Origin of the sequence: Pararhizobium sp. IMCC3301 (genome assembly GCF_030758315.1) — a bacterium.
GTDB lineage: Bacteria > Pseudomonadota > Alphaproteobacteria > Rhizobiales.
Genome location: NZ_CP132336.1, coordinates 4,306,878 through 4,330,591, shown reverse-complemented (window position 1 = coordinate 4,330,591; position 23,714 = coordinate 4,306,878). Strand labels below are relative to the sequence as shown.

Annotated in this window: 26 protein-coding genes and 1 tRNA gene; 7 read left to right on the top strand and 20 right to left on the bottom strand. The window is 55.2% G+C overall.

What is annotated here, in order from left to right; translation table 11 throughout:
- Positions 1–98 precede the first annotated feature (98 nt).
- A complete protein-coding gene (locus RAL88_RS20550) occupies positions 99–1,196 on the bottom strand; it encodes a COX15/CtaA family protein (protein ID WP_306266069.1) in 1,098 nt (365 codons plus the stop codon).
- 257 nt (positions 1,197–1,453) lie between these two features.
- Here RAL88_RS20550 and RAL88_RS20545 point away from each other — a divergent pair, with 257 nt between their 5' ends.
- The gene (locus RAL88_RS20545) at positions 1,454–1,594 is read left to right on the top strand and encodes a DUF2842 domain-containing protein (protein WP_306269774.1); all 141 of its coding nucleotides are present in this window, start codon (positions 1,454–1,456) and stop codon (positions 1,592–1,594) included.
- Here RAL88_RS20545 and RAL88_RS20540 read toward each other — a convergent pair.
- Together RAL88_RS20540 and RAL88_RS20535 are read right to left on the bottom strand one after the other, a co-directional pair.
- Entirely contained in the window at positions 1,551–2,642 is a 1,092-nt protein-coding gene (locus RAL88_RS20540) for a polysaccharide deacetylase family protein (RefSeq protein WP_306266068.1), read from the bottom strand. The genes RAL88_RS20545 and RAL88_RS20540 overlap by 44 nt on opposite strands.
- 8 nt (positions 2,643–2,650) lie before the next feature.
- Positions 2,651–4,081: a GumC family protein gene (locus tag RAL88_RS20535; protein WP_306266067.1), complete on the bottom strand. Its 1,431-nt coding sequence runs from the start codon at positions 4,079–4,081 to the stop codon at positions 2,651–2,653.
- A 222-nt stretch (positions 4,082–4,303) separates the two neighbouring features.
- Here RAL88_RS20535 and RAL88_RS20530 point away from each other — a divergent pair, with 222 nt between their 5' ends.
- Genes RAL88_RS20530 through RAL88_RS20520 form a run of 3 tightly spaced genes read left to right on the top strand, consistent with a single transcriptional unit; the run spans position 4,304 to position 7,761 of the window.
- A complete protein-coding gene (locus RAL88_RS20530; RefSeq protein ID WP_306266066.1) occupies positions 4,304–4,885 on the top strand; it encodes a polysaccharide biosynthesis/export family protein in 582 nt (193 codons plus the stop codon).
- A gap of 28 nt (positions 4,886–4,913) precedes the next feature.
- Entirely contained in the window at positions 4,914–6,524 is a 1,611-nt protein-coding gene (locus RAL88_RS20525; RefSeq protein WP_306266065.1) for an undecaprenyl-phosphate glucose phosphotransferase, read from the top strand.
- A 7-nt stretch (positions 6,525–6,531) separates the two neighbouring features.
- The gene (locus RAL88_RS20520; RefSeq protein ID WP_306266064.1) at positions 6,532–7,761 is read left to right on the top strand and encodes an O-antigen ligase; all 1,230 of its coding nucleotides are present in this window, start codon (positions 6,532–6,534) and stop codon (positions 7,759–7,761) included.
- Between the two features lie 100 nt (positions 7,762–7,861).
- Here RAL88_RS20520 and RAL88_RS20515 read toward each other — a convergent pair whose 3' ends face one another.
- From RAL88_RS20515 to RAL88_RS20475, 9 genes are all read right to left on the bottom strand, one after another.
- A complete protein-coding gene (locus RAL88_RS20515) occupies positions 7,862–8,869 on the bottom strand; it encodes a sensor domain-containing diguanylate cyclase (RefSeq protein WP_306266063.1) in 1,008 nt (335 codons plus the stop codon).
- The gene (locus tag RAL88_RS20510) at positions 8,859–9,107 is read right to left on the bottom strand and encodes a hypothetical protein (protein WP_306266062.1); all 249 of its coding nucleotides are present in this window, start codon (positions 9,105–9,107) and stop codon (positions 8,859–8,861) included. Before RAL88_RS20510 ends, RAL88_RS20515 begins: the two co-directional genes overlap by 11 nt.
- 470 nt (positions 9,108–9,577) lie before the next feature.
- Positions 9,578–9,654 (bottom strand) — tRNA-Pro (locus tag RAL88_RS20505).
- Positions 9,655–9,821: 167 nt separating this feature from the next.
- The gene (locus RAL88_RS20500) at positions 9,822–10,364 is read right to left on the bottom strand and encodes a MerR family transcriptional regulator (RefSeq protein WP_306266061.1); all 543 of its coding nucleotides are present in this window, start codon (positions 10,362–10,364) and stop codon (positions 9,822–9,824) included.
- Between the two features lie 93 nt (positions 10,365–10,457).
- Positions 10,458–10,757: an integration host factor subunit alpha gene (locus RAL88_RS20495; RefSeq protein WP_306266060.1), complete on the bottom strand. Its 300-nt coding sequence runs from the start codon at positions 10,755–10,757 to the stop codon at positions 10,458–10,460.
- Positions 10,758–10,873: 116 nt separating this feature from the next.
- Positions 10,874–11,830 (bottom strand): beta-ketoacyl-ACP synthase III, encoded by a 957-nt coding sequence (locus RAL88_RS20490; protein WP_371932123.1) that lies wholly within the window; start codon positions 11,828–11,830, stop codon positions 10,874–10,876.
- A 24-nt stretch (positions 11,831–11,854) separates the two neighbouring features.
- Positions 11,855–12,907, bottom strand: coding sequence for a phosphate acyltransferase PlsX (gene plsX / locus RAL88_RS20485; RefSeq protein ID WP_306266058.1), 1,053 nt, complete (start codon positions 12,905–12,907; stop codon positions 11,855–11,857).
- A 303-nt stretch (positions 12,908–13,210) separates the two neighbouring features.
- Positions 13,211–13,894: a DUF177 domain-containing protein gene (locus RAL88_RS20480; protein WP_306266057.1), complete on the bottom strand. Its 684-nt coding sequence runs from the start codon at positions 13,892–13,894 to the stop codon at positions 13,211–13,213.
- A gap of 50 nt (positions 13,895–13,944) precedes the next feature.
- The gene (locus RAL88_RS20475; RefSeq protein ID WP_306266055.1) at positions 13,945–14,535 is read right to left on the bottom strand and encodes a ubiquinol-cytochrome C chaperone family protein; all 591 of its coding nucleotides are present in this window, start codon (positions 14,533–14,535) and stop codon (positions 13,945–13,947) included.
- 254 nt (positions 14,536–14,789) lie between these two features.
- Here RAL88_RS20475 and RAL88_RS20470 point away from each other — a divergent pair, with 254 nt between their 5' ends.
- Positions 14,790–15,260: an outer membrane protein assembly factor BamE gene (locus RAL88_RS20470; RefSeq protein WP_306266054.1), complete on the top strand. Its 471-nt coding sequence runs from the start codon at positions 14,790–14,792 to the stop codon at positions 15,258–15,260.
- A gap of 217 nt (positions 15,261–15,477) precedes the next feature.
- Here the strand turns inward: RAL88_RS20470 and RAL88_RS20465 are convergent, their stop codons facing one another.
- Positions 15,478–16,977 carry a GAF domain-containing protein gene (locus RAL88_RS20465; protein WP_306266052.1) on the bottom strand — a complete coding sequence of 500 codons (1,500 nt, stop codon included), beginning with the start codon at positions 16,975–16,977 and terminating at the stop codon, positions 15,478–15,480.
- Positions 16,978–17,260: 283 nt separating this feature from the next.
- Between RAL88_RS20465 and RAL88_RS20460 the strand changes: the two genes are divergently transcribed.
- On the top strand, positions 17,261–17,626 hold the full coding sequence (locus RAL88_RS20460) for a hypothetical protein (protein ID WP_306266050.1): 366 nt from the start codon (positions 17,261–17,263) through the stop codon (positions 17,624–17,626).
- A gap of 278 nt (positions 17,627–17,904) precedes the next feature.
- Here the strand turns inward: RAL88_RS20460 and RAL88_RS20455 are convergent, their stop codons facing one another.
- Positions 17,905–19,125 (bottom strand): MFS transporter, encoded by a 1,221-nt coding sequence (locus RAL88_RS20455; protein ID WP_306266049.1) that lies wholly within the window; start codon positions 19,123–19,125, stop codon positions 17,905–17,907.
- 146 nt (positions 19,126–19,271) lie between these two features.
- Between RAL88_RS20455 and RAL88_RS20450 the strand changes: the two genes are divergently transcribed.
- Complete coding sequence (locus RAL88_RS20450) at positions 19,272–19,535, top strand: DsbA family protein (RefSeq protein ID WP_306266047.1); 264 nt, start codon at positions 19,272–19,274, stop codon at positions 19,533–19,535.
- 38 nt (positions 19,536–19,573) lie between these two features.
- Here RAL88_RS20450 and thiL read toward each other — a convergent pair whose 3' ends face one another.
- Genes thiL through nrdR form a run of 6 tightly spaced genes read right to left on the bottom strand, consistent with a single transcriptional unit; the run spans position 19,574 to position 23,714 of the window.
- The gene (thiL, locus tag RAL88_RS20445) at positions 19,574–20,605 is read right to left on the bottom strand and encodes a thiamine-phosphate kinase (RefSeq protein ID WP_306266045.1); all 1,032 of its coding nucleotides are present in this window, start codon (positions 20,603–20,605) and stop codon (positions 19,574–19,576) included.
- Entirely contained in the window at positions 20,602–21,093 is a 492-nt protein-coding gene (nusB, locus tag RAL88_RS20440; protein ID WP_306266043.1) for a transcription antitermination factor NusB, read from the bottom strand. The genes thiL and nusB overlap by 4 nt, the downstream gene beginning before the upstream one ends.
- A gap of 1 nt (position 21,094) precedes the next feature.
- Positions 21,095–21,553 carry a 6,7-dimethyl-8-ribityllumazine synthase gene (gene ribH, locus RAL88_RS20435; RefSeq protein ID WP_306266042.1) on the bottom strand — a complete coding sequence of 153 codons (459 nt, stop codon included), beginning with the start codon at positions 21,551–21,553 and terminating at the stop codon, positions 21,095–21,097.
- Positions 21,554–21,564: 11 nt separating this feature from the next.
- Complete coding sequence (locus RAL88_RS20430; protein ID WP_306266040.1) at positions 21,565–22,161, bottom strand: riboflavin synthase; 597 nt, start codon at positions 22,159–22,161, stop codon at positions 21,565–21,567.
- A 2-nt stretch (positions 22,162–22,163) separates the two neighbouring features.
- Positions 22,164–23,198 (bottom strand): bifunctional diaminohydroxyphosphoribosylaminopyrimidine deaminase/5-amino-6-(5-phosphoribosylamino)uracil reductase RibD, encoded by a 1,035-nt coding sequence (gene ribD / locus RAL88_RS20425; protein WP_306266038.1) that lies wholly within the window; start codon positions 23,196–23,198, stop codon positions 22,164–22,166.
- Between the two features lie 30 nt (positions 23,199–23,228).
- Positions 23,229–23,714 (bottom strand): transcriptional regulator NrdR, encoded by a 486-nt coding sequence (gene nrdR, locus RAL88_RS20420; RefSeq protein WP_306266036.1) that lies wholly within the window; start codon positions 23,712–23,714, stop codon positions 23,229–23,231.

Genomic DNA, 23,714 nt, shown 5'->3' with positions numbered 1-23,714 from the left:
TCTTCCCTTCCGCTGCTTTTGACACAGAGTTAAAGCATTCGGCCGTTTCTGCCCAATATCAGATTTGAGATGAATCCCTCAAAACCGCCATCTTCCAGCTAACTTGCCCTGCGGGCCGCTGCCGTTTCCGCTCCGGCCCGGCGCATGTTCTGACTGTGCATGACAAACACTGCAAGCACGATTACGGCAAAGCCCTGATGCAGGGCACCGGCCCAAAGCGGCACTGCCAGCAACAAGGCGGCTATGCCGATGACCGCCTGAATGCTGACAACCAGCACCACAATCTTTGCGGTTGTGCCTGCAATCCCTGTTTTGGCAAAGCCAATCTGGAAAAGGTGAAACACAGCCAGAGCGAGCAACAGATATGCCACCATGCGATGGGTGAACTGAACTGTCTGGATATTCTCAAACAGGTTCAGCCATCCGCCCGGTGCGTCATTGAGCAGCCCTGAGGGGATAAAGCTGCCATCCATCAAAGGCCAGGTGTTGTAAGTCATGCCCGCATCCAGACCGGCGACCAGACCGCCTGCAAACAATTGCAGGAACAAGAGGATCAACAGCAGCTGCGAAACCAGAAGAACGCCACCGGAGACATATTGATAGCGCTGCGTTGACGCCGGGCCGCGCAGTCCCCGCGCCACCCACAGGGTTGCTGCGAAAATAAAGAAGGCCAGCGTCAGATGAACGGCGAGCCGGTACTGGCTGACATCAACACGTTCTGACAGTCCGGAAAAGACCATCCACCAGCCGACAAAACCCTGCAGCCCGCCGAGGGCAAACAATATCAGCAATTTCGGATAAAGCGGCTTCGGTATGGCTTTGCGCCAGGCAAACCAGACAAAGGGCAGCAGATAAACAAGCCCTATCAGGCGCCCGAAAAAGCGGTGACCCCATTCCCACCAGTAGATAAACTGGAACTCGGCAAGCGACATGCCCTTGTTCTGCAACTGATATTCCGGAATCTGCCGGTATTTTTCAAATTCCTGAAGCCAGTTGGCTTCGTTCCAGGGCGGGATTGCCCCGAGCAGGGGTTTCCACTCTGTTATAGACAGGCCGGAATCGGTCAGCCGGGTTACCCCGCCAATAATCACCATGATAAAAATCAGAAAACAGATCAGGTACAGCCAGAGCCGGATTGCGCCGGTATTGTGCTCGGCGGCGTCTGGTATAGCGGTGGTTTGTGCGGAAACTGTCATTTGCATCTGCCCGTTATTATGCTGCTCGCTAAGTATCGCGCGGCAGGTCTGATGACAAGGGCTCAGTCGGCTTGTTGCACGAGGCCGGGTGGCACCGATCCGGCACATCGGATGGTTCCATCCAAACAGGAAATGGTCTACAGGCTGTCAGCACGAGACATCACAGTTGCGGACCAGAAAAATTGCCCAGACGAATTCGAAAATTGCTTGGAACAATCGTGCTCGTTGTTTTCGTTGTGGCTTATTCCCTTATCGTGATGAAACTTGCATCGGCAACCCTGCCAACTATCGGTGGATTGGGGCAGTTGGGATTTTATATATTTTTTGGTTTGATCTGGGTGGTGCCGGCAGGCGCTATAATCTGGTGGATGCAGCGCCCTGGCGCTCCAGGCCGCTAGATTTCCGGAATATTGTGCCCAATCCGGCCCTACGGCAGATATAAGGAAAACCGCTGATCAGAGCGCGCAACGCCCTGATATCCTGGTAGTGTCCGTTCACCGACACTCTGGGCAGTGCCGTAAGATGCTCCTTGCCATCACCTTTCAGAATTCCGCCGCGTGTTGTCACGGCGGTGGCAAAGCCCAGTTGCTCGACCATGTCGAACATGGTTTTCTCAACCGCATCGCTGCCGCCATATGGATAGGCGAAGTGTTCGGGAAATCTGCCGAGCTTTTCCTCAATTCGCTCGGCGCCAAGTACAATCTCGGCCCTGGCTTCACTTGCCTTCAGTCTGGCAAGGATGGGGTGGCTCAGCGTATGTCCACCAATCGTGGCCAAAGGACTTTCCGCAAGGGTCTCAAGTTGTTGCCAGTTCATGAAATTGTTGTTCATGAGGGCGTCGACATTCAGCCCGTGCATGGCTGCAAAATCCTGGACTTTCGCCTGCTTTTGCCGCTCGGGCACCATTTTGAACTGGCTCGAAAGTCGCGTGAATGCGCGCCGTTTTTGTTGCAGTGAGCCAAGAACTTCAGCACTGTTTCCACCAAGTGGGCGGGCATCGACGATGGCCCGGCTGGCAATAACCTCCTCCAGTACGACCCACCAGGGCAGTGTCGTGCGATCCACAAACCCGGATGTCACATAGACGGTGAAGGGACAATCGTTGCTGTCAAACACATCCAGGCCGTAGGTCAGATTGTCGAGTGACGCATCGTCAAGTGTTACGACTATGAAACGTCCGGCGCGCGCGCTTGCAAGCCGTTCGGGGATTTCATCAATGGAAATGAATTCCATGCCACGACGCCGTAAATCCGTTAAGGCCTCGTCAACATATTGCGGCGTGACTTCCAGATGAGCATTCGGCTGAAACGGCGTGTTCTTCTGCGGACGGACACGATGCAGCATCAAAATGGCACCGCGACCTCCGGTCCACGGTTCCATGGCATTTGCCAGCCCCGAGGACGAAAGCGTCGCCAGTGCGAATTTGATAAGCCCCCTGCGCAGCATAAATTTTGTCAGGCCGCCATTGGACGGCTGTTCTCCTTGCGGTCTTCGTATCTGTTACGGCGGCCATCGCGCTGTACGGCCACCTCGCCGATCCCTTGCTGGATACCCAGTGCACGACCGGACAACAATTCACGGAGCACGACAAAGCCGATGCTCAGCAGCAACGCGGCGAGCGTGGCGGCAGCAACAAGTATAATGAGACGCGGGCCGGAAGGCTCCAGTGGTGCGTCTGCGGTCTCAATCATTCTGGCTTCGGCAGGCTGTCCGCCCGATCCCTCTCGCGCCAGCAGGGTCCTGTATTGTGCCAGCAGGGTTTCGAGCAATTCCCGTTCAGCGCGTGCTTCACGTTCCAGGGCTCGCAGTTCAACTTCATTTTGCTGAGCGGTGCCGGATTCCAGTTTCTGTGTCGAGAGTAATTCACTGAATTGCGCCACTTCCTGCTCTGCACGGTCTGCTTCCTGTTGCAGACCAGTCAGAACGGAACGCGCTTCACGGGCGATCTGCCGGTCCAGGACAGACCGTTGATCCAGCAGCGCTCGCATGCGCGGATGGCGCGGCAGAAGACTGGCAGACAAATCAGCAATCTGTGCTTCCAGAGTAGCCCGCGACTGGCGCAGGGCCTGAATCAGCGACTGGTTGGCGATGGCAGGCGAGGACAGCAACCGTTCAACGTTGCCATTTGCCTGGTCAAAAACCCTCTGCAATCCCATCAGGGCGCTTTGCGCAAGGCTTCCCCGTGTGCGTGCGTCGGCGAGGCTCTGCGACAGAGTGGCCAGTTGCTGTTGCGGCAATGTCGTGTTGGAGGCCGTGGCAAACAGTCCGGCGCGGCTGCGGAACTGTTCCGCACTGGTTTCGGCCTCGACAACACGTTTGCGCAAAGTTGAAATCTCATTTTCCAGCCAGGCGCGTGCCTGAGTGGTTGCTGTCTGCCTGGCGAAACGTTCGGTCTTAAGAAATTCCTCGATCACACCATTTGCGACCGCAGCCGCAAGAACCGGATCCTTGCTCTCAAACTCAACGAATATGACCCGAGACGTATCGATTGGATAGACCGCCAGCCTCTCCTGGAATTTATCAAGCACTGTGTCTTCAATGCGCTGCGGTTCCGATTCTTCGCCCGGCTCAGGGCGGAATTCAGCTACCTCGACGAGGCCCATGCGGTTGATGACAGCCCGTGCCAGATCGCGCGACCGGATGAGTTGAACTTTCGAATTGATGGCCTCAGCACTTAACCGCAATGACGCATCGGAAACGGAATTGCCTGTGGCGCCTTGAAGGCCGGAAACCTCAGGAATCTCGATCAGCACCGACGCGGTGGCGCGGTATACCGGATCCTGCTTTGAGAGATAATACCACGTTCCTGCAGCCACAATCAGAGCGAACGGCACAGCCCAAAGACACGCCCACAAAATGGCGCGAAAAATTATATAAATATCCAAAACCGGTTCATTAGAAACCGAATGGGAAACCGAATGACTGCTTTTCTGGCCCATGACAACACTAACGACCACTTTGTGAACGGAGCCTCAATAGTCGCAGATGGAAGTAACAACGAAGTTAATGCGCAAATATATCGCAGCGGCCAGACCTTCAGCTTTGGTTAACCGTATTCTGCAATAGTCGGTTAACAAAATTCACAGCACACTTATGATGGAAGAAAGATGCTCAGCACCGGATTCTTGAAGGCAATTGGTATTGCGTTTCTTGCCCTTGTGGTGAGCGGTTGCGCCCGCGAATTGCCGCGGTCCAGCGCGGTGCTCGGTGCGCCGAGTGTCAGTGCCTACCAGTTCGACGCCGGAGACAAATTGCGGATCATCGTATTTGAGCAGGATTCCTTGTCCGGGACATATGAAGTGAACTCCGTGGGCAACATCATGATGCCTCTGGTTGGTGAAGTGCGCGCCAAAGGCGCGACCATTCACAGCCTGGCCAAAACCGTTCGCGCGAAACTAGCGAATGGATATCTGCGTGATCCCGATGTCAGTGTGGAGTTGACGGAATCCCGACCTTTCTTCATTCATGGCGAAGTTACAAGACCCGGCGCATACAGCTTCTCCTCCGGACTGAGCATGGAGCGCGCAATAGCGCTGGCTGGCGGCTTCACGTCCAGAGCAGATACTCAATTTTTTGCAGTCGACCGTGCTGACGGGTCAGGTCATCCGGAACCAATCACTTATCGTCTTGGCCTGCGTGACGCAGTTGTGCCCGGTGATACAATTTATGTGCGTGAACGTTTGTTTTGAGTCACCGGTCAAAGGTTGTTGAAGCGTCATGTCTGAACAGGTTGTCGATCCACTCAAGGGAACCAGCGTTCCCCGGGAGCAGGCTGTCTCCCGACTGATGAAACGCCTCAGCGAAGCTGTCGCGTCCGATGACCTGAAAGACATTGAAGCTGGAGAATTAGGCGATGAGGCGCGACGTGTCGCCTCACAACTCACGGATGATAATATTTCACCCCGAGTGCTGGCAGGCGTCGTGCGGCTGATTGATTTCTGTGCAGTCACGGCCCTTGGTTTTCTGATCTATCTGTTTTATGTGCGGCCGCTGGAGGAATTCACCGGTGTAAGCGCTGGCGATCTGCGTGTGCTGGATATCCGTCATGGCGTGATTGCCATCGCCGGTGGCGTGCTTGCAGTCGTCTTCATTCAGGCGGCCGATGCCTACAGCGTCAGTTCGCTGCGCCTGATATCGAGACAATTGGGCCGGATGCTGGCTGCATGGACCTTCGTATTTCTGGTTTTCGCCATTACCGCGTTTTTCTTCAAACAGAGCGAAAGCTTTTCCCGGGTGTGGTTCGGAGTCTGGTTCCTGGCCGGCGCCATCATACTGACGCTTTCACGCTTCGCGATTTCGCATTATGTGCGCGGACTGTTTCGCGATGGCCGCCTGCAACGACGGGCAATACTGGTTGGCGGTGGTGAGCGCGCCGCCGAACTCATTCGCTCGCTGGAAAGTCAGGCCGAGCAGGAGTTGCAGATTTGTGGCATTTTTGATGACCGGGATGATACCCGATCTCCGCCGATGCTGCTCGGATATCCAAAGCTCGGCACGTTTGCTGACCTGGTGGTATTCGGCAGGATCTGCAAAATTGACATGCTGGTGGTCACCTTCCCTCTGACTGCAGAAGGCCGGGTGGCCGAAATGCTGAAGGATCTGTGGGTTCTACCGGTTGATATTCGCTTGAGCGCCCACGGCAATAAATTGAACCTGCGGCCCAGATCCTACTCATATGTCGGCGCTGTTCCGTTTCTCGATATTATTGACAAGCCTCTGGCAGATTGGGACTATTTCAAAAAACGTGCCTTTGATCTGGTGTTCGCATCACTGGCGCTGATAGTTCTGTCACCTGTGATGTTGCTGGTTGCCCTTGCGGTGCGTCTCGACAGCGCCGGGCCGGTGTTTTTCCGCCAGACCAGATATGGCTTCAACAACGAAAAAATCTCGGTGCTGAAATTCCGCTCAATGTATCATCATCTGGCCGATCCTGGTGCCAAACAGGTTGTCGCCCGGCATGATCCGCGGGTGACCCGGGTCGGGCGGTTTATCCGCAAGACCACTCTGGATGAACTGCCCCAGTTGATCAATGTTCTGCGCGGCGAGTTATCGCTGATTGGTCCACGGCCTCACGCGGTGCATGCGCATACGGAAAACCGCCCCTGGGAAGCGGTGGTCGATGGATATTTTGCCCGCCACCGTGTCAAGCCCGGAATTTCCGGCTGGGCGCAGATCAACGGCCTGCGCGGGGAAATCCGCAATAACGAGATGATCCGCAAACGGGTTGAGCACGATCTGTATTATATTGAGAACTGGTCACTCAAGCTTGATCTCTACATTCTCCTTATGACGCCGTTCAAGATTCTCGATACGCGCGATTCCTACTGAATTGGCCATGGAAGCCAGCCTGGCCCGATCCGGTACCATTTCCACCCGAACTCTGGGCGCTGTTTTTCTCTGGCTGCTGATTTTTTCCGGTGGCTTCGTGTTCCGCGAACCTGCCCCATACGAATTGTTCGCTGTGGTTCTGGTTCCAACCTGGTTTCTTGCCGGGCTTCCACTGCCGCGACAAATCGCTCCCCTGTTTGTGTTTCTGCTGCTGTATCTGATCGGTGGTATCATCGGGCTCAGCCAGGTGAAGACCTACGATCAGGCACCGATGTTTATCGCTGTAACGGGCTTTCTGGCTCTGACCTCAATCTTCTTCGCCTGTCTGGTGGCAGAGGATCACAGGCGGCTCAAACATATTGGCAATGCCTATATTGCATCAGCTTGCTTCAGTGTCGCACTCGGTCTGGCGGGATATTTCCAGCTCGTTCCAGGCGCATTCGAATTGTTCACGCTGTATGGCCGCGCTTCCGGGGGATTTGAAGACCCCAACGTATTCGGTCCGTTTCTGATCCTGCCTCTCGGCCTGTTGTTCTACGGGGTGATGAACCGGGAACCGGGCAGTATGATGCTGCGTCTCGTGCTGATGCTTTTCATTTTACTTGGCATTTTCATGAGCTTCTCCAGAGCAAGCTGGGGCCTGGCAGTCTTCACTCTTGGTGGAATTTTTGTGCTGAGTCTGATCAATGCGAAACGTCCGACAGACCGTGTGCGTATGTTCGCCTGGCTGGCTATTGCCATTGTCGGTGCCGTCGGTCTGGTACTGATTGCCCTGTCATCGGACCAGGTTTCTGCACTGTTTGCGGAACGTGCCCAGATTGTCCAGAATTATGATGGCGGCCGGTTCGGCCGGTTCGCCCGCCATGCTCTTGGTTTCAAGCTTGTGGCCGACCGGCCTTTGGGCCTGGGCGCGCTGGAATTCGGCCGGCGTTATTATCCGGGCGACCCTCACAATATCTGGCTGAAAAGTTTCACAGCCTATGGCTGGCTCGGCGGGATCTCCTATCCGATCCTGGTGTTCTGGACCATCATCCGGGCTGTCCCGTTGCTGTTCAAACCACGGCCATGGCAACCGGTTCTGATCGTGTCATTTGTCGTGTTTTTTGGACATCAGGTAATTGGCGCCGTCATCGACATTGATCACTGGCGGCATTATTTCCTGCTGCTGGGACTGATTTGGGGGATGATCGCCGCTGAAGCCCGCTGGTCAGACGAGATGCAGCGCCAAACAATCTGAACTGTCTCACATTCCCAAACCGGAGGTCGCATTCCTCCAGTTTCGCCAGGGACCTTGCCCGGAAAGATAGCATCTGAAAGAAGATTGGGCCGGACCTACGTCAGGCGATGCGGCGATCTATCTGTTCTGGTTCAACAACACTGGTGATGCAGCAATTACGACCAGACTGCTTTCCTTCATAGAGAGCCTTGTCCGCACGTTCGATCATTTCGTTCAATTTATCGTCTCTATCGCGGAGCTGAGTCAGCCCCACGCTGATTGTTGTGCGGGTTCCCTCAAGTTCATCCACGCTTAGACTCGAAAAGGAAGATCGGATACGCTCGGCAAGTTTCAGAGCGTCCGGTGTCGAAGTTTCGGGAAGCAGCAGCACGAATTCCTCTCCGCCGTAGCGGCCAAATGAATCGGTCTCGCGGATAGAGTTCTGGGCGAGTTCTGCAAGCTTTTTAATGACAACGTCGCCGGCAGCATGACCATAGGTGTCGTTGACTGATTTAAAATGATCAATATCCATGATCATCAGGGATAGTGGTCTGTCGTAGCGTATGGATCGCTTCACTTCAGCCTTGGCCTTCTCCATCCATGCGCGACGCGAAAGGGCGCCACTCAACACATCAGTCGAAGCAATTTTACGCAGCTCAAGTTCGTCAACAACGACCTTGGTAAAATTCTTCAGTATTTCGATTTCCTGGGGTGGGAATTCACGTGCCTTCGTATCAATCGCACAAAGTGTCCCGACCACATAACCTTCCGATGTCTGCAAAGGAACGCCAGCATAGCTTCGAATATGAGGTTCACCCGTAACAAGCGGGTTGTGGGCAAACAGGGGATTCTGCAGCGCGTCTCTGACTATATACGGTTCGGTGCTTTGTATTGCGTGAGTGCAAAATGAGATGTCGCGTGCAGTTTCGCACACACCAAGCCCACGGCGGGCCTTAAACCATTGCCTGTCCCGGTCGACCAGAGACACAGCGCATATTGGCACCTGCAGGACCTGCTCGACCAAAGTCACGATCTTTTCAAACGGTTTTTCCTCGGAGCTATCCAGTATCTCGAGCCTCTCCAGAGCCCCGATACGGCCATGTTCGTCTTGTTTGAAATCAAAGAGCATCGGTATCCTCCTTCAAGGATGATATTGTCCGCGCAAGTTCCTCATTGAATGAGTTCAAAACCGTTTCAATGGTCAGTTGCACCTGTTTGGCTTCCTGTCCGCTGGCCAGCAGAGAAGATGCCAAGTCAGTCAGATTCTTCCTGTGATCCTCAATTCGTGCCTTCAATACACACGAAATTTCCACTTTTGGCAGCGTTGTCATAGCCAGCGATACGACATTTTGAGCCTGAGATGGCATGGCTTTCCTCCCGATTTGAAAACAAGCAGTAGCGGCGTGAATCTTAACAAATCGGTAATTTGCCACTTTTGCCACACCGTGCGGACTTCATTCGACCAGGCGGTCAATGGCGGCCGGCATTGATCCGCTATCGTGCAAATCCCGCCATGAACGCAGAAATTGTTGGCAATGGTCTTTATTGCCGCATCGGAAATTCGACCCAATGACACGAAATCACGGATATGTTCATGGCTTCATCGCCAAAAACAGCTTTCTTTCGGCTTGATCGCTGGCGCGCGAGAACTTTTCAGCAAAAGGGCGGTTCAAGTCCGCGGACCTGGCGACATGGCAATATCCTGCCCGAAATACCGGGTGGGCGGACAAACATCGATTTTGGAGAGAAGACGATCGCGAATTCGCCGCATGGCTGATAGCCGCACAGATCAGGGCTGATCACCAAACTGCTCGGCGATCGCGAACACTTTAAAAAATGGTCGGAGCGATAGGATTCGAACCTACGACCCCTTCACCCCCAGCGAAGTGCGCTACCAGGCTGCGCCACGCTCCGACTTTGGTGTGTATAGCGAGGCGGGAATTGCAACGCAAGTGACCATTGTGCCGAGACATTGTTTTGGAGCACGTTCCCGGGTTTTGGAGCACGTTCCCGGGTTTTGGAGCACGTTGCAGGAATATTGAACCATTTGATGTTCGATATCCTTCCTGCCGCCCGTCGGCTTATTTCACCTGATCGAGAATTCGCTTGCATTCGAGCAGTTCAAACAGGGTGCCATGGAGTTTTTCGACATCTTCTTCAGAAAGCCCTTTTGCTGCCGGCGCTTCGGAACTGAAAGGCAGATCGGCCTTGTCGTATCCATCAGACCCCTTCTTCAGGCCCAGTTTGGAGAACAGTTTTGCAGCTTTTGTATCACCGGGGTTTGCGCGCACTGCCGACGTTGCAGAACCGCCGCTGTCCAGATCCGGGCCGTCAATGTCGATGCTGGCCTCACCGCGCCCCACCGCCATCACCACCTTTACGCCGCGTTCCTTGAGGAGACGCTGCACGCCTTTGATGGTATAGCCTTCGCCATACAGCAAAACGCGGATGCCACGCAGCAATTCCACGTCCTGGGGCCGATAATAGCGCCGCCCGCCGCCACGCTTCATGGGCTTTATCTGATTGAAACGGGTTTCCCAGAAGCGCAAAACATGCTGCGGCAAATCCAGATCATCAGCAACTTCGCTGATGGTACGAAATGCATCGGGGCCTTTTGCCGTCATCGCATCTATCTCCGGCGAAATGGATTTCGATGGTACGAACCAACGAACAGGTCGTCATTGAAAATGATGATTCTTTTCCGAAGCTTAGCAGATTTACTTGGAGTTGTTGTTTACAATTTCTTTCAACACATTGCTGGGCTTGAAAACCATCACCTTGCGCGGCGGGATGGGCACTTCAACCCTGGTTTTCGGATTGCGACCGATGCGTTCGTTCTTGCTGCGCACAACAAAGGAACCGAACGAGGACAATTTGACATTCTCGCCGCGTGCGACGGTATTTGAAATTTCCGCAAGGACCATTTCAACCAGATCCGAGGATTCCGAACGGGAAAGTCCAACCCGCTCATATACAGCCTCTGTCAAATCGGCCCGGGTAACTGTCTTGCCGCCCATAATTCCAATCGCTCCGTCTTTCGCCCCAAAGGCGGTTCGTGTTCGGTGGAGAACGTTAAGTGCAGGAGTGTGACCCGTCAATAGCACAGAATCACTCCCGGTTAAGGTTTTGTTACCTACCAGCGCAACAGAACACTGCCCCAGGTAAATCCGCCACCCATCGCTTCCAGCATCACCAGATCTCCGCGCTTGACGCGGCCATCCTTGACGGCGACATCCAGCGCCAGCGGAATGGACGCTGCAGAGGTGTTGCCATGTCCCTCGACGGTCATCACCACCTTATCCATGTCGATACCGAGCTTCTCCGCACTGGCCTCAATAATCCGGCGGTTGGCCTGATGGGGAATAAACCATGCCAGATCATCCGGTGTTGTACCTGTTGCAGCGAACGCGTCGGTGACGACACCGGAGATCATCCCGACCGCATGTTTGAACACTTCCCTGCCCTGCATGCGCAGATGACCGGTGGTCTGCGTGCTGGACGGGCCGCCATCGACATAGAGTTTGTCCTTGTGGACCCCGTCGGAGCGCAGATGACAGCTCAAAATACCCTGCTCCGGTTCACCATCGACAACCGGCTGGGCACGCAGCACGGCTGCGCCGGCGCCATCACCAAACAGAACGCAAGTGCTGCGATCGGTCCAGTCGAGGATGCGGGAAAAGGTTTCCGCGCCGATCACCAGAACCGTGTCGGCAGAACCGGCACGGATCAGACTGTCGGCGATTGTCATAGCATAGACGAAGCCGGAGCAGACCGCCTGCACGTCAAAGGCAAAGCCATGATGAATACCAAGCCGGTGCTGAACCGTTACGGCCGTTGCCGGGAAGGTATTGTCAGGGGTAGATGTGGCAAGGATGACAACATCGATATCAGCCGGGCCCAACCCGGAATTCTGCAGTGCCCGCTGTGCAGCAGCGGTTGCCAGATCGCTGGTGTATTCGCCTTCCGCTGCGATATGACGTCTTTTAATGCCTGTGCGCTGAACGATCCATTCCCCGGAGGTTTCGACAATTTTCGACAGATCATCATTGGTCATGACCTTTTCGGGCAGATAGGAGCCTACGCCTGCCACAACGGCCCTTCGGTTCAACACACATCAGTCCTTTAATTTCGGCTCATTGTTGAGCACATTTCGAAATTGTTCCAGATCATCACTTAGCTTTTTCAGCAAATTGTTTCTGGCCATGGCGTCGCCCATGCCAATGGCGCTTGCAAATCCTTCTGGACTGGCAGATCCATGGCTCTTGATGACCAGGCCGTTGAGGCCAAGAAAGACGCCGCCATTGGATTTGCTGGGGTCCATTTTCTCGCGCAGCCGGTTGAACGCGCCCTTGGCGAAAAAATATCCGATCTTGGTCATCAGGCTTTGTTCCATGGCAGCCCGAAGATATTGCGCGATCTGCCGTGCGGTGCCTTCGGCTGCCTTCAAGGCGATATTGCCGGAGAAGCCCTCAGTGACGACCACATCGGACGTGCCTTTGCCAAGATCATTGCCTTCGACAAAGCCGATATAATTGATGAAGGGCAGATCGACCTCGCGCAGAATCTGCCCGGCCTTGCGGACTTCTTCAACGCCCTTGATTTCCTCAACTCCGACATTCAACAGACCCACTGTTGGTCGCTGAATCGCAAACAGCGCTCGCGCCATGGCCCCGCCCATGACCGAAAAAATGACCAATTGTTCAGCGTCTGCGCCAATTGTCGCTCCGACATCAAGCACAATGCTGTCGCCGCGCAAGGTCGGCCAGATCGCCGCGATGGCCGGGCGCTCTATGGCCGGCATGGAGCGCAGACAAAACCGCGCCATGGCCATCAGCGCGCCGGTGTTTCCCGCCGACACACACACGCTCGCCTCACCGTCCTTGACGGCCTGAATCGCCCGCCACATGCTGGAATGATAACGGCCCTGGCGCAGCGCCAGACTGGGTTTGACATCCATTTCAACGGTAACGTCGCAGTGCCGCACTTGCGACGCTGCCGCCAGGGCAGGATGGGCCGTCAGACCGGCAGTGATGACGTCTTCCCTGCCGAACAGAAGGAACCTTGTATCGGGCTGCCGCTTCAGAGCGATTTCTGCACCGCCTAAAACAACATCCACTCCGTCGTCGCCGCCCATGACGTCCAGCGAAATTATGATGCCTTGCGTCATCAGGGCGCGCACTCATTATGTGGAATGAAACGGCCGTAACCGGCGATGGGGATCAATTGGGCCCGGACTGGTAATTCGCTGCGGGTGCCCGCATCAAAACGGCAGAGCGGACCCCCTGCCCGCTCGCCATCAACTTCCCAGGATATTTTTGCGATTTGGTCTGCCATTTCGTCACCCGAGAGGGGCCAGCTCCCTAAACATTCGATCTCTTGTTCCGCCCAAGCGCGGAACATAACCGCTTCGTGTCACAACACAACCCAAATAACATTGCAACAAAACAAAAGCCGAATGGCCTGAATCGTGTCAACCGGACTCAGCCACCTTGAGCCGCGCCAGGGCCGCAAATGGAGATTCCGGTGGCAGTTCGGCCGAGGATTCCGAAGTTTCGGTCGGTCCCAACGTGGGTTCGGCTCCGGCTGCCCGGGGATAAAGATCAAGGCCAAGAACCACATGTTCAAGCGCGATTGCCGCCAGATCAAGACGGCCTTTTTCAATGATTTCGGGGGGATCAATTTCCTCCGGATCGATCATCATCTCGCGATTTGAATTCAACCGGCTTGCCACAATTTCGATGTCATCGCGGTCAGTAACAAAGGTCCGGTCGATTTCCTCATGCAATGTCTGACGCACAGGCTCCAGTGTCACCACACAGCTCTGCTCGACAACAGCGTCGACGTGACCGCGGATCCGAAGGCTTTTACGAGTGCGGTGGATTCGCAGCAGGGCTTTCAGTTCCAGAACGCCCAGCACATTCAGTTCATCAGCCAGAGCCCCGTAATCGGCCTTGTCGGGCTGAATGACAATATCCTTCGCATCACTGGTAATGTCCCCGGCCACGACCGGGTAGGTCCAGGACCAACTGGAACTGGTGGAACTGGTGGAACTGGTGGAATTGGGAGATTTGGGGGATTTGAGGGATTTGGCGGATTTGGCGGATTTATCGGGAAGATTTGCATCGCGGTTTGAAGCAGTTCGGACCTTGGTCATATCAAGCCTCGCAGAGAATTTGAGAATCGACTGTTGGACTGTTTGATCATCTATATATAATCGGTGGGATCTGGAAAGAAAAGGGAACCCGCCAGGATGTCGGTTTCGCTCTGCTGCTGCAAACCCTCCACTGATCCAAGCACATAGGCTGCAAGCCGTGCTGCATGCGCCTCTCGTTCAACTTTGGGAAATGGCGCCGCGGGACCGTCGCCGAACAGGGTATCATTGTAGCTCAGAATGTTCCGGGACACAGCATCGGCCAGTGCCGCCTGTGGGTCGGAACCGCGCAGCGCCGAGCCATAGGCATCGGCGCGGCCATAAAATATCTGCATCATCGTTTTCATGCGTTTCGGTACTGTCGTATCGCCAACGCCGAGCTCACGAAGCGATCTGTCCATATCGAGCCGAAACAGATCAAAAACTTCCTGACTCAGGGCGCTGGTGGCCGAATCCGGGGCCTGCAGCCGGTTGAAAAGCAGAAAATTGTGCAGCACAATCATATTGAAGCGACCGTCCAGATTGTCCGGCACACCAAAATCCGAATAGAAGGCAGATTGCCGGGCTTGTGCCACAATCTGCGCATAAACAGTCCGGGTTATGGTCGCGTTGGCTTTGCTGGATTTGAAAAAGTGGCGAAGCATTACGGGGTCCGTGGCAGGATTGATATGGAGAAGCACCCTTCAGCGTCAGCCAAATGATCGGCCCTTATTGCAAATCCAACTAGTGCGCGCTAGGAGTTTTGCAACAATGGTTGCCGGTGATATGTCCGTGTAATACGGAAAAAGCAATCGGCTTGATGATGAAGCCTCATATCGAATCAGGTCGGATCAGGCTGGATTTGGCCGGCTCAGGAAGGAATACTCTTTTGGTTTTGCATGTATCCCTCAGGAAATCAGTGACCGGCATCGTAAATTCAGGTTTCCGTGTGCCCCGCATCATGACGCTCGGAGCTTTGCTGCTGGCCAGCGTCACTTTGGGCGGATGCCTTGAGCAACGCAATTATCAGGGCTATCAGATTCCGGTTGATGCCGAGCAACAGGTCCCGATCGGTGCCAGCAAAGAGCAGGCCCTGTTGGCCTTCGGCACGCCCACCACAACGGCCGAATTCGGCAATGAGGTGTTTTATTACATTTCTCAGGTGTCCAGCCGACCGGTAGACTTTGCGCGTGCCAAGGTCGTCGATCAACGCGTGCTTGCGGTCTATTTCGACGATGATGACCGTGTCCAGCAAATCGCGAATTACGGGCTGCAGGACGGCCGGGTGTTCGATTTTGTCTCCAGAACCACACCGACGGGCGGAAGTGACGTCAGCTTTGTCAGTCAATTGCTGTCTGCTGCAGGCCGGACCAACCCGCTTGGTAATTAGGCCCTGTTCTAAAACACGGGGCGGTTGGATTATGAGACAGGTCCTCCATCGAGCTGGCCAATGCAGCGCATCGGGCAAACCGGCCGGCTGACGATGCCGGTCTATTTGCCGATGCGCGCCTGAAATTCCTCAACCACCGCGTCGGCAAGCCGTATGCTTTCCTTTTGAACGGGAAATGAGCGCTCCCGGACATCCTGGCGGAAGGCCGACAGGCCCTTCAACTGCCAAATGTATCTTCCCCCTTGAAAACCACATTTGGTATCAGCATTTCTGCCGTGAATCCGTCGTTTCCATAAGTTCGACTCATGGTCCCGCCGAGCTGATCTTCAAGCATCGCTCGAATCAGAAAGCTTCCATAGCCTTCTGCGTGGCCTGGTTCAGACTTTGAATCAGGTTCCCGCCAGAGGATCCTCAGCATGGAATCCGTTGGCATCTTTTCGACAGTGACACTTACGCCGCCATCGCCATCCGGATTTCCGTGCTTGAGATGATTTGTTACCAATTCATTGAATATGAGGGAAAACGGCATCACAGCTTCCGTCGTCACCTGAATGTTGGGCACGCTGAGTTGAAGCTGGTCCTTGTCGGCTAACAGCTCAAATGCTTCATCGAGTAATTTGGCCAAACTTAAATCTACGGACGAACGGGGGAATTCGCGGCAGGCACGTGCAACGGCGTGGAGTCGTGTCGTAAATGATGCTGCAAGTTCCGAAACGCTTGAAGCCTTCGCCGCTGAGGCTCTGAATATGGCGGACAGAATCGTCAGACTGTTGCCCAAACGGTGCGCCAGTTCCCGGCGCAGGATGGTGCGTTCTTCTTCCTCTGTTTTGCGCTCAATTGCTACTCCGATTTGTTTCGCAATAGTACGCACCAGACGGACCATCTCATCATCGAATCGGGCCTTTTCAGTGCCGAAGAATTCCATAACAGCATTTGTTTCGCCTCGTTGATCGATTGGCACAGCAATGCCGCGAACCAATCCAACGCTGCTAAAACTACCACGACGAATGAATTCCTTGTTCTCGGGAATGTTTTCTACAGCCACAACTGTCTTGCTCGCCCAAGCCTGTCCCGGCAGACCCTCGCCTTTGGCGAAAAGTTGCCTCTCTGTGTCCTCGACAACTGCCTGAAACTTTTCGTCAGAAATATACCATATGCCTGACGGTTGAAGTCGGCGATTTTCCGCATCGCCGCGAATGTGAAAAAGATGCGCCGCATCAAGTCCCGCGACCTCACAGATCTTGCGCAAACACAATCTGGTGAATTCTTCTAACGAAATATCCTCTATCAGACTGGTCGCAACTGCCAGGAGCACCTCGGCCTCCTGGGCTCGCGTTTCCTGTTCTTGCCGGTAAGCCTCTTCGATGCGCAAGCTGCGGATAAAGGCATAAAAGATGTTGCCGTCGGATTGCCGCATAGGAAAAATTGACAGCTCGATAGGGAATTCAAGGTTTTCGCGATTAACGGCTGTTATCTTTATTCGCTGTTCGAGAACCGGGCCTATTCCGGTTTCGTTATAATGCGCGAGACCCTTCGAATGTGCCGATTTATGCTGCGGTGGGACAATCAATGTTGCCAGTGATTGACCGATTGCTTCGTCACTCTTCCATCCAAATAAATCTTCAGCAGCTTTGTTCCATGCGATGACATTTCCGTCATGATTCATACCCACAACGGCGTCCAATGCTCGATCAAACAGCGTGTTCAAATGATCCATATATTTGCTCCGGCGCATGTTACAGGTGTTTGCGTTGAAGTTCGGTCGAGCACAAGTGGCTTTTGCCGGATGCTGGCACGAAATCAGAATTCGACTCACCCGCCCTCAACTAATCGGTAAGACAGGACGCGAAGATGGCACTTTCGAGAGGCCAACTTTACCTATGATGAATTCCAGCCCGGACTTAGCCCCCTGCACACATGGAAAGGTATGCAATTGCGTTGGACATTATATTTGGCCCAAGCAATCTTGCAGAGCGCGGTTGACAACGGGGTTTGACCACATGAAGTTCCAAAAATTGTTTTCTGATGAAAATGGCAAAAGTCATTGGGAAGACATCGATGTCGCCATGGAGGTGCGCAGCTTCGCGTCACCAGCGCAGAATATCGAAATTTCTGAGCCTGAACTGGTGAAACAGGCGATGTTTCTCAGGCTACGGTCAGGATGGAATGAACCAATCCATCCGACACCAGTTGCGCAGAAGCTGATTTGTCTGGCAGGCACCGTAAGAGTCACCGCCAGTGATGGTGAATCCCGCGACATTGGCCCCGGCGATGTTTGGCATATGGAAGACAGGCACGGGAAAGGTCATCATACGATGGTAACAAGCAAAGAAGACTTTGAATCGATGATCATTCAATATGAATGAGCGGTCCACACCCGCTGCACACTTCTGAGCTGGCGTTTGATCATTGGCTGGGTATCCAGAAGCAGACATTGGGTGGCTTGCCTGCTTCTGGAAGCCGGGAGTGTGAACGCACTGCGGCTAGGCCGTGTCCTGATCACATTGCAGCATTTTGCTGACACCGACAAAATCCACTTTTCCCGTGCCCAAAACCGGCACATGTTTGATGACCCGGACTTCTGCAGGGCTCATCAGATCCTGCGCACCCCTGGCGGTCTGCTTCGACTGCACAGTTGCCGCATCTAAGCTGCCTTCCGTTCACGCGTGAAGAACAGCATTGCAAAGGCGATTGCAACAATGGGGAACACGATCAGATTGATCGCGCTCCAGCCGAAAGCGTTCAGCACGCCGCCTGAGGACAGCGAGGCGACCGCTACAAAGCCGAAAACGATGAAGTCATTAACGGCCTGGACACGGTTTTTTTCTTCCGCACGATACGTATCGGTCAGCATGGAGGTTGCGCCGATAAATCCGAAATTCCAGCCAACGCCCAACACCACCAGCGCACCCCAGTAATTGGCCAGGTCCTGGCCCGACAGAGCCAACACGGCACTGGAAGCGAGCAGCACCAATCCGGTCGCGACAATGCGTTCTTTACCGAAGCGCTGGATCAACGACCCGGTAAAGAAACTGGGACCAAACATCGCCAGAACATGCCACTGAATACCCAATACGGCATTTGCAGTGCCGTGACCGGAGGACATCATCGCCAAGGGCGCAGCAGTCATGACAAAACTCATCAGCGCGTAGGAGCTGACCGCACACAGAACCGCGATGATAAACCGTTTCTGGCGCATGATTTCAGGAAGCGGGCGGCCCCCTGCAATGACCTGCCGTTTGACGACAGGGGGAAATTTCAGGAAACTCAATACCACCCAGGACAGGGCCGCCAGCGCAGATAGCCCGACAAATGCTCCGGCAAACAATGTCGGTGCCAGCAAATCCCTTGTCAGCGCTGCAGTCTGCGGGCCGATAATTCCGGCCAGCACGCCACCGGCCATAACCCAGGAAATGGCCTTTGGCCGAAAGCTCTCACTGGCGGTATCGGCAGCGGCAAAGCGGTACTGTTGAACAAAAGCGCTGTTGGTTCCGGCCAACAGGACACCAAGGCAGAACAGCCAGAAAAAGCTGAGAAATATGCCATAGGCCGCCAGCAAGCCACCGCAAATCCCGATCAGTGATCCGGTCATCAGACCCTTGCGCCTGCCGAATCTTTTTGCCAGCACACCGGCTGGCAGGGTGGCAAGCGCCGTTCCGACAACGAAGGCGGTGACAGGCAAAGTGGCCAGAGTCTTGTCGGTTCCCAGCAGGTAGAAACCGACAATGCCACCCAGAGAAATTGCAATCGGCGCACCGGCACCGGCCAGAGCCTGTGCGGAAGCCAAAACTAGCACATTGCGGCGCGCCAGATGGTCATCTGCCGCCGGTGTTGCCGAGGCAGGCGGTAAAGTGCTCTCTGTCATGAAATCCCGGGTCCGATCCGAATCTGCCTCCTCTTACTCCGGTTTGAAGTAAGACGAAAGCAAATCCATTGAATATTTGGATTTCGATACAAGCTGGATCCTGCTTAGCGCTTTGCATGCGAACAGTGGCATGGCACTTTATTGCAATGCAGGTTCTTGATTTCTGGTTTGACTTTGCCAGCACCTACTCCTATCCGGCGGTGATGCGGTTTTCTCCACTGGCAACCGCGCTCGGCGTGAGTGTGCGATGGCACCCGTTTCTGCTCGGCCCGGTGTTCCAGGCTCAGGGGCTTGCCACCTCCCCGTTCAATGCCTTTCCGGCAAAACGCGCCTATCTGCCGCGGCTGTGCCGAGGCATAAACCCAGCAAGTGAAAGACCGTCTGCGCAGCAACACGGATCATGCGATTAGTCTGGGTATATTTGGTGCGCCGAGCTTGACTGGGCCAGTCAGGAAAAATGATCGAATGAGGACAGATCGGCAGGCAACGCCTGTCCCTGCGGATCAAGCAAGCGCACACAATCGCCCATAGTCGCCTGACCAATACAACTGACCGGTATACCGGCCTGCATCATCGCCGCTTCAAACGGAGCGCAGTTCTGCGGCGGGACTGTGCACAGGATCTCGTAGTCGTCGCCCCCGGTAATCAGCCGGATGCGCAAGTTACTTTCGCCGAGATGCGGCTGTATCAACGGATGGTGCGGAATATCATGCAGATTGATATCCAGGCCGATGGCGCTGGCACTGGCAAGCGTCCTGGCGTCTCCTGCCAGCCCGTCAGAAATATCCATCGAGGCGGAGGCATAGCGCAGCAGAACCGGTGCTGCCGCGACACGCGCAGGCGGTTCCAGATAGCACAATTCGAGTTGGTTGCGCTGTGTTGGCGTCAGCTGTGCAAGCGTTTGTTGCTCAACAGAACCCAGCTCGCTGTCCGCCAACAGTCTGGCACGCCGTGTCCACAGGCCGAGCGTGCTGTCGCCAATCGTCCCGGTGACATAAAGCCGGTCTCCCGGCTTTGCCGTGGATCGCTTTACCATCTTTCCAGTCGGGATGAACCCGAAGGCACAGATGGTGATCGATGCAACCGTATCGGTCATTACCGTATCGCCGCCCATGATCTGCAGGCCGAAAGCCTGCTGGTCCCCGGCCAGGGCATTGCTGAAAGCGCTCATCCAGTCATCGGAACGCAGCCGTATTTCCGGCAGCGCCAGAGACAGAAAATAGCCTTTCGGATCGCAACCCTTTGCCACCAGATCCGAGATATTCACCCGCAGCGCCTTTCTGGCTATGGAAGCGGCGGGATCATCGGAAAAAAAATGAATGTCAGACATGATGGTGTCAGTGGAAATCACCAGAGACAGGCCTGCGGGCACATCAATCTGGGCCGCATCATCATGCAGCCCGAGCGCTGCCTTGTCACCCGCGAGCGGAGCAAAATAGCGTTGGATAAACCGATCTTCGGCTTTTCCCGAAGGGCTCATTTTCCGGTAAACTCGGATGCCCTGATATCCCGGGCGATATGATCGAGAACCCCATTTACCATTTTTGGCTCATCGTCCAGAAAATAGGCTTTGGTGACATCAACATATTCACTGATGATGACTTTTGCCGGCACATCTTTTCGTTTCAGCAATTCAAAAGTGGCTGCCCGCAAAACCGCCCGCAACAGGCTGTCAATGCGCTTCAGCGGCCAATCGGGCGTCAAAGCCTTGTGAATGATCGGATCAAGCTGGAGCTGTTCCTTGACCACACCTGCAAGAATGCCGCGGAAATAGGCGGTGTCCGCTTCCAGATACTGTTCGCCGTCGATCTCCTTGCCAAGCCGTACATTTTCAAATTCAGCGACGACCTGCTGCAGGCCGGTGCCGCCAATATCCATCTGGTAAAGCGCCTGCACCGCGCCGAGACGGGCGGCACCGCGTTTGTTTGCCGGGCGCGGTTCGGAGACTGTATTCTCTGGTTTGGACATCTCAGGTCAATCCGAACTGACTGCGCAACCGGATCATGGCAATGGCAGCTGCTGCGGCGCCGCCGCCCTTGTTCTTGTCGCTGCGTTTTGCGCGGGCCCAGGCCTGATCAGTGTTTTCAACAGTCTGGATGCCGTTGCCAAGGGCGAGCCCTTCGACAACTGCCAGATCCATTAATGCCCTGGCAGATTCTCCCGCGACAATATCGTAATGGGTGGTCTCTCCGCGAATGACGCAGCCAAGGGTGACGAAGCCGTCATACTGAACACCGCCATCTAATTCGCCGCCGATCAGGGCCATGGAAAGCGCCGCCGGGATTTCCAGAACGCCGGGAACGGCAATTCGATCATACTCAATCCCCGCCGCCTCAAGCGCAGCAATCGCTCCGGCGATCAACTCGTCGGCAATATCTTCATAAAAGCGCGCTTCTATGATGAGAATTTTGGGGCTTTTGTCAGCCATAGAATTCAGTCCTATCGGGTTTCCAGCAGCCTTGCAGCATAACGGGCCATGGTGTCGACTTCCAAATTAACGTCATCGCCCGTGACGCGCGTTCCCCATGTGGTAACGGCCAGGCTGTGGGCGATCAGCAGCACGTCGAAATGCGCCTCTGAAACGCGGTTGACGGTCAGCGAGGTGCCATCTAGCGCAACCGAGCCTTTCGGCGCAATGAATTTCGCCAGGGGCTCCGGTGCACGCAGCACAAATCTGGTCGCATCCCCCTCCCCGGTAATGGCTGTGATTTCGGCTTTTCCATCAATGTGTCCCGATACGATGTGGCCACCCAGTTCATCGCCAACTTTCAGGGCGCGTTCCAGATTGACCCGGCTTCCGACAGTCCAGTTGCCCGCTGTGGTGAGGCGAAGCGCTTCCTCCCAGGCTTCCACGGTGTAGCGCTGAGAGGCGGGATCCAATTCAGTTACGGTCAGACAGACACCGCTATGGGCAATTGAAGCGCCGATCTTAAGGGTGCTGTAATCCAGATCGGCACTGATCTGAAAGCGACGCCCCTCTGGCAACGTGTCAATTGCCGTGATCGCGCCGATATGGCTCACAATACCAGTGAACATGTTCAGCCCTTTCGCCAAAGCAGGGTCAGACGGTCTGCACCCAGTTGCCTGCTGTCAATCTCTTCAAACCGATCAGCATCCAGGATCAATTCCAGCGGAGCCGCCACTCCGCCGCTGCCGATGAAACTATCACGGGACCGGATCAAATGGCATGCATTCACCAACCCGGCTTTGAGAAAAGCGCGGGCGACCCGGGCACCGCCCTCTATCATCACCGTCTGGATGCCCTGCCGCGCCAGAACTTCCAGCACCTGCTCGCAGGACCGACCCTCGAAAATGCGGGTTTCGGCGATTGACTGATCCTGCAGTATTGCGGCGTTTGCCGGCAGACGATTGCCTGAATCCAGCACGACGCGCAATGGCGAGCGCCCGGCAAGACCGGGCAAGCGGCAGGTCAGAGAGGGATCGTCACTGATAATCGTGCCAACACCAACCAGGATGGCATCGCTGGCTGCACGCAGGGCATGCACATAATTCCAGGTTTCCGGCCCGGTAATCGCGACCTGTCCGGCATCGGCCAAACCGATCATGCCATCGGATGATACCGCCAGTTTCAACACCACATGAGGTCCCAGACCCAGCCTTGCCGCGATGTGGCCGGCGTGAAAGCGACGCGCTGCGGGTTCCAGTACAGGGGTCACGACTGTCACACCGGCGGCTTTGAGCCGGGCAAATCCAGCCCCCGCAACACGCGGATCGGGATCTGCCGTACAGGCCACGACCCGGGCAATACCGCTGCTCAAAATGGCGTCCGTACAGGGCGGCGTCATGCCATGATGGCTGCACGGCTCCAGGGTGACATAAAGGGTTGCCCCTACTGCCTCCGCCGCGGCCTGCAGCAAGGCCTGCGCCTCGGCATGAGGGCGGCCGTCTGGGCCAGTCACACCACGACCGACCACGTGATACGCATCGCCGGTTTTGCGCACCACGATAGCGGCAACACACGGATTTGGACTGGTCAGGCCTTCATGCCGCCTGCCAAAGCGCAGTGCAGCGGCGGCAAAGCGCAGATCGAGGTTGGAAACCGGGCTTGTCATGATGTTCGATCGCGCAGACAGGACGGTGGATCAACTGTCTCTGTCATCATCTCCGCTGTCCTGCGCATCTTCTTCCATGTCACCAAGAAAACTGGAGAAGTCTTTTGCTTCACGGAAGTTCTGATAAACCGATGCAAAGCGCACATAGGCTACATCGTCGAGATGCTTGAGCGCTTTCAAGACCATCGTGCCGATTTCATCGGCGTTGATTTCCGGCTCCCCGCGGCTTTCCAGACGCCGCACGATGCCAGACACCAGACGCTCGATGCGTTCCGGTTCGACATCGCGTTTGCGCGTTGCCACCTGAACGGATCGCACCAGCTTGTCGCGGTCGAACGGCGCGCGCCGGCCGCTTTTTTTCAGCACTGTCAGTTCACGCAACTGAATGCGTTCAAATGTGGTGAAACGCCCGCCGCAATCCACACAAATGCGGCGCCGGCGGATCGTGGTATTGTCTTCGGTGGGCCTGGAATCCTTGACCTGTGTATTGTCAGCACCGCAATAGGGACAACGCAT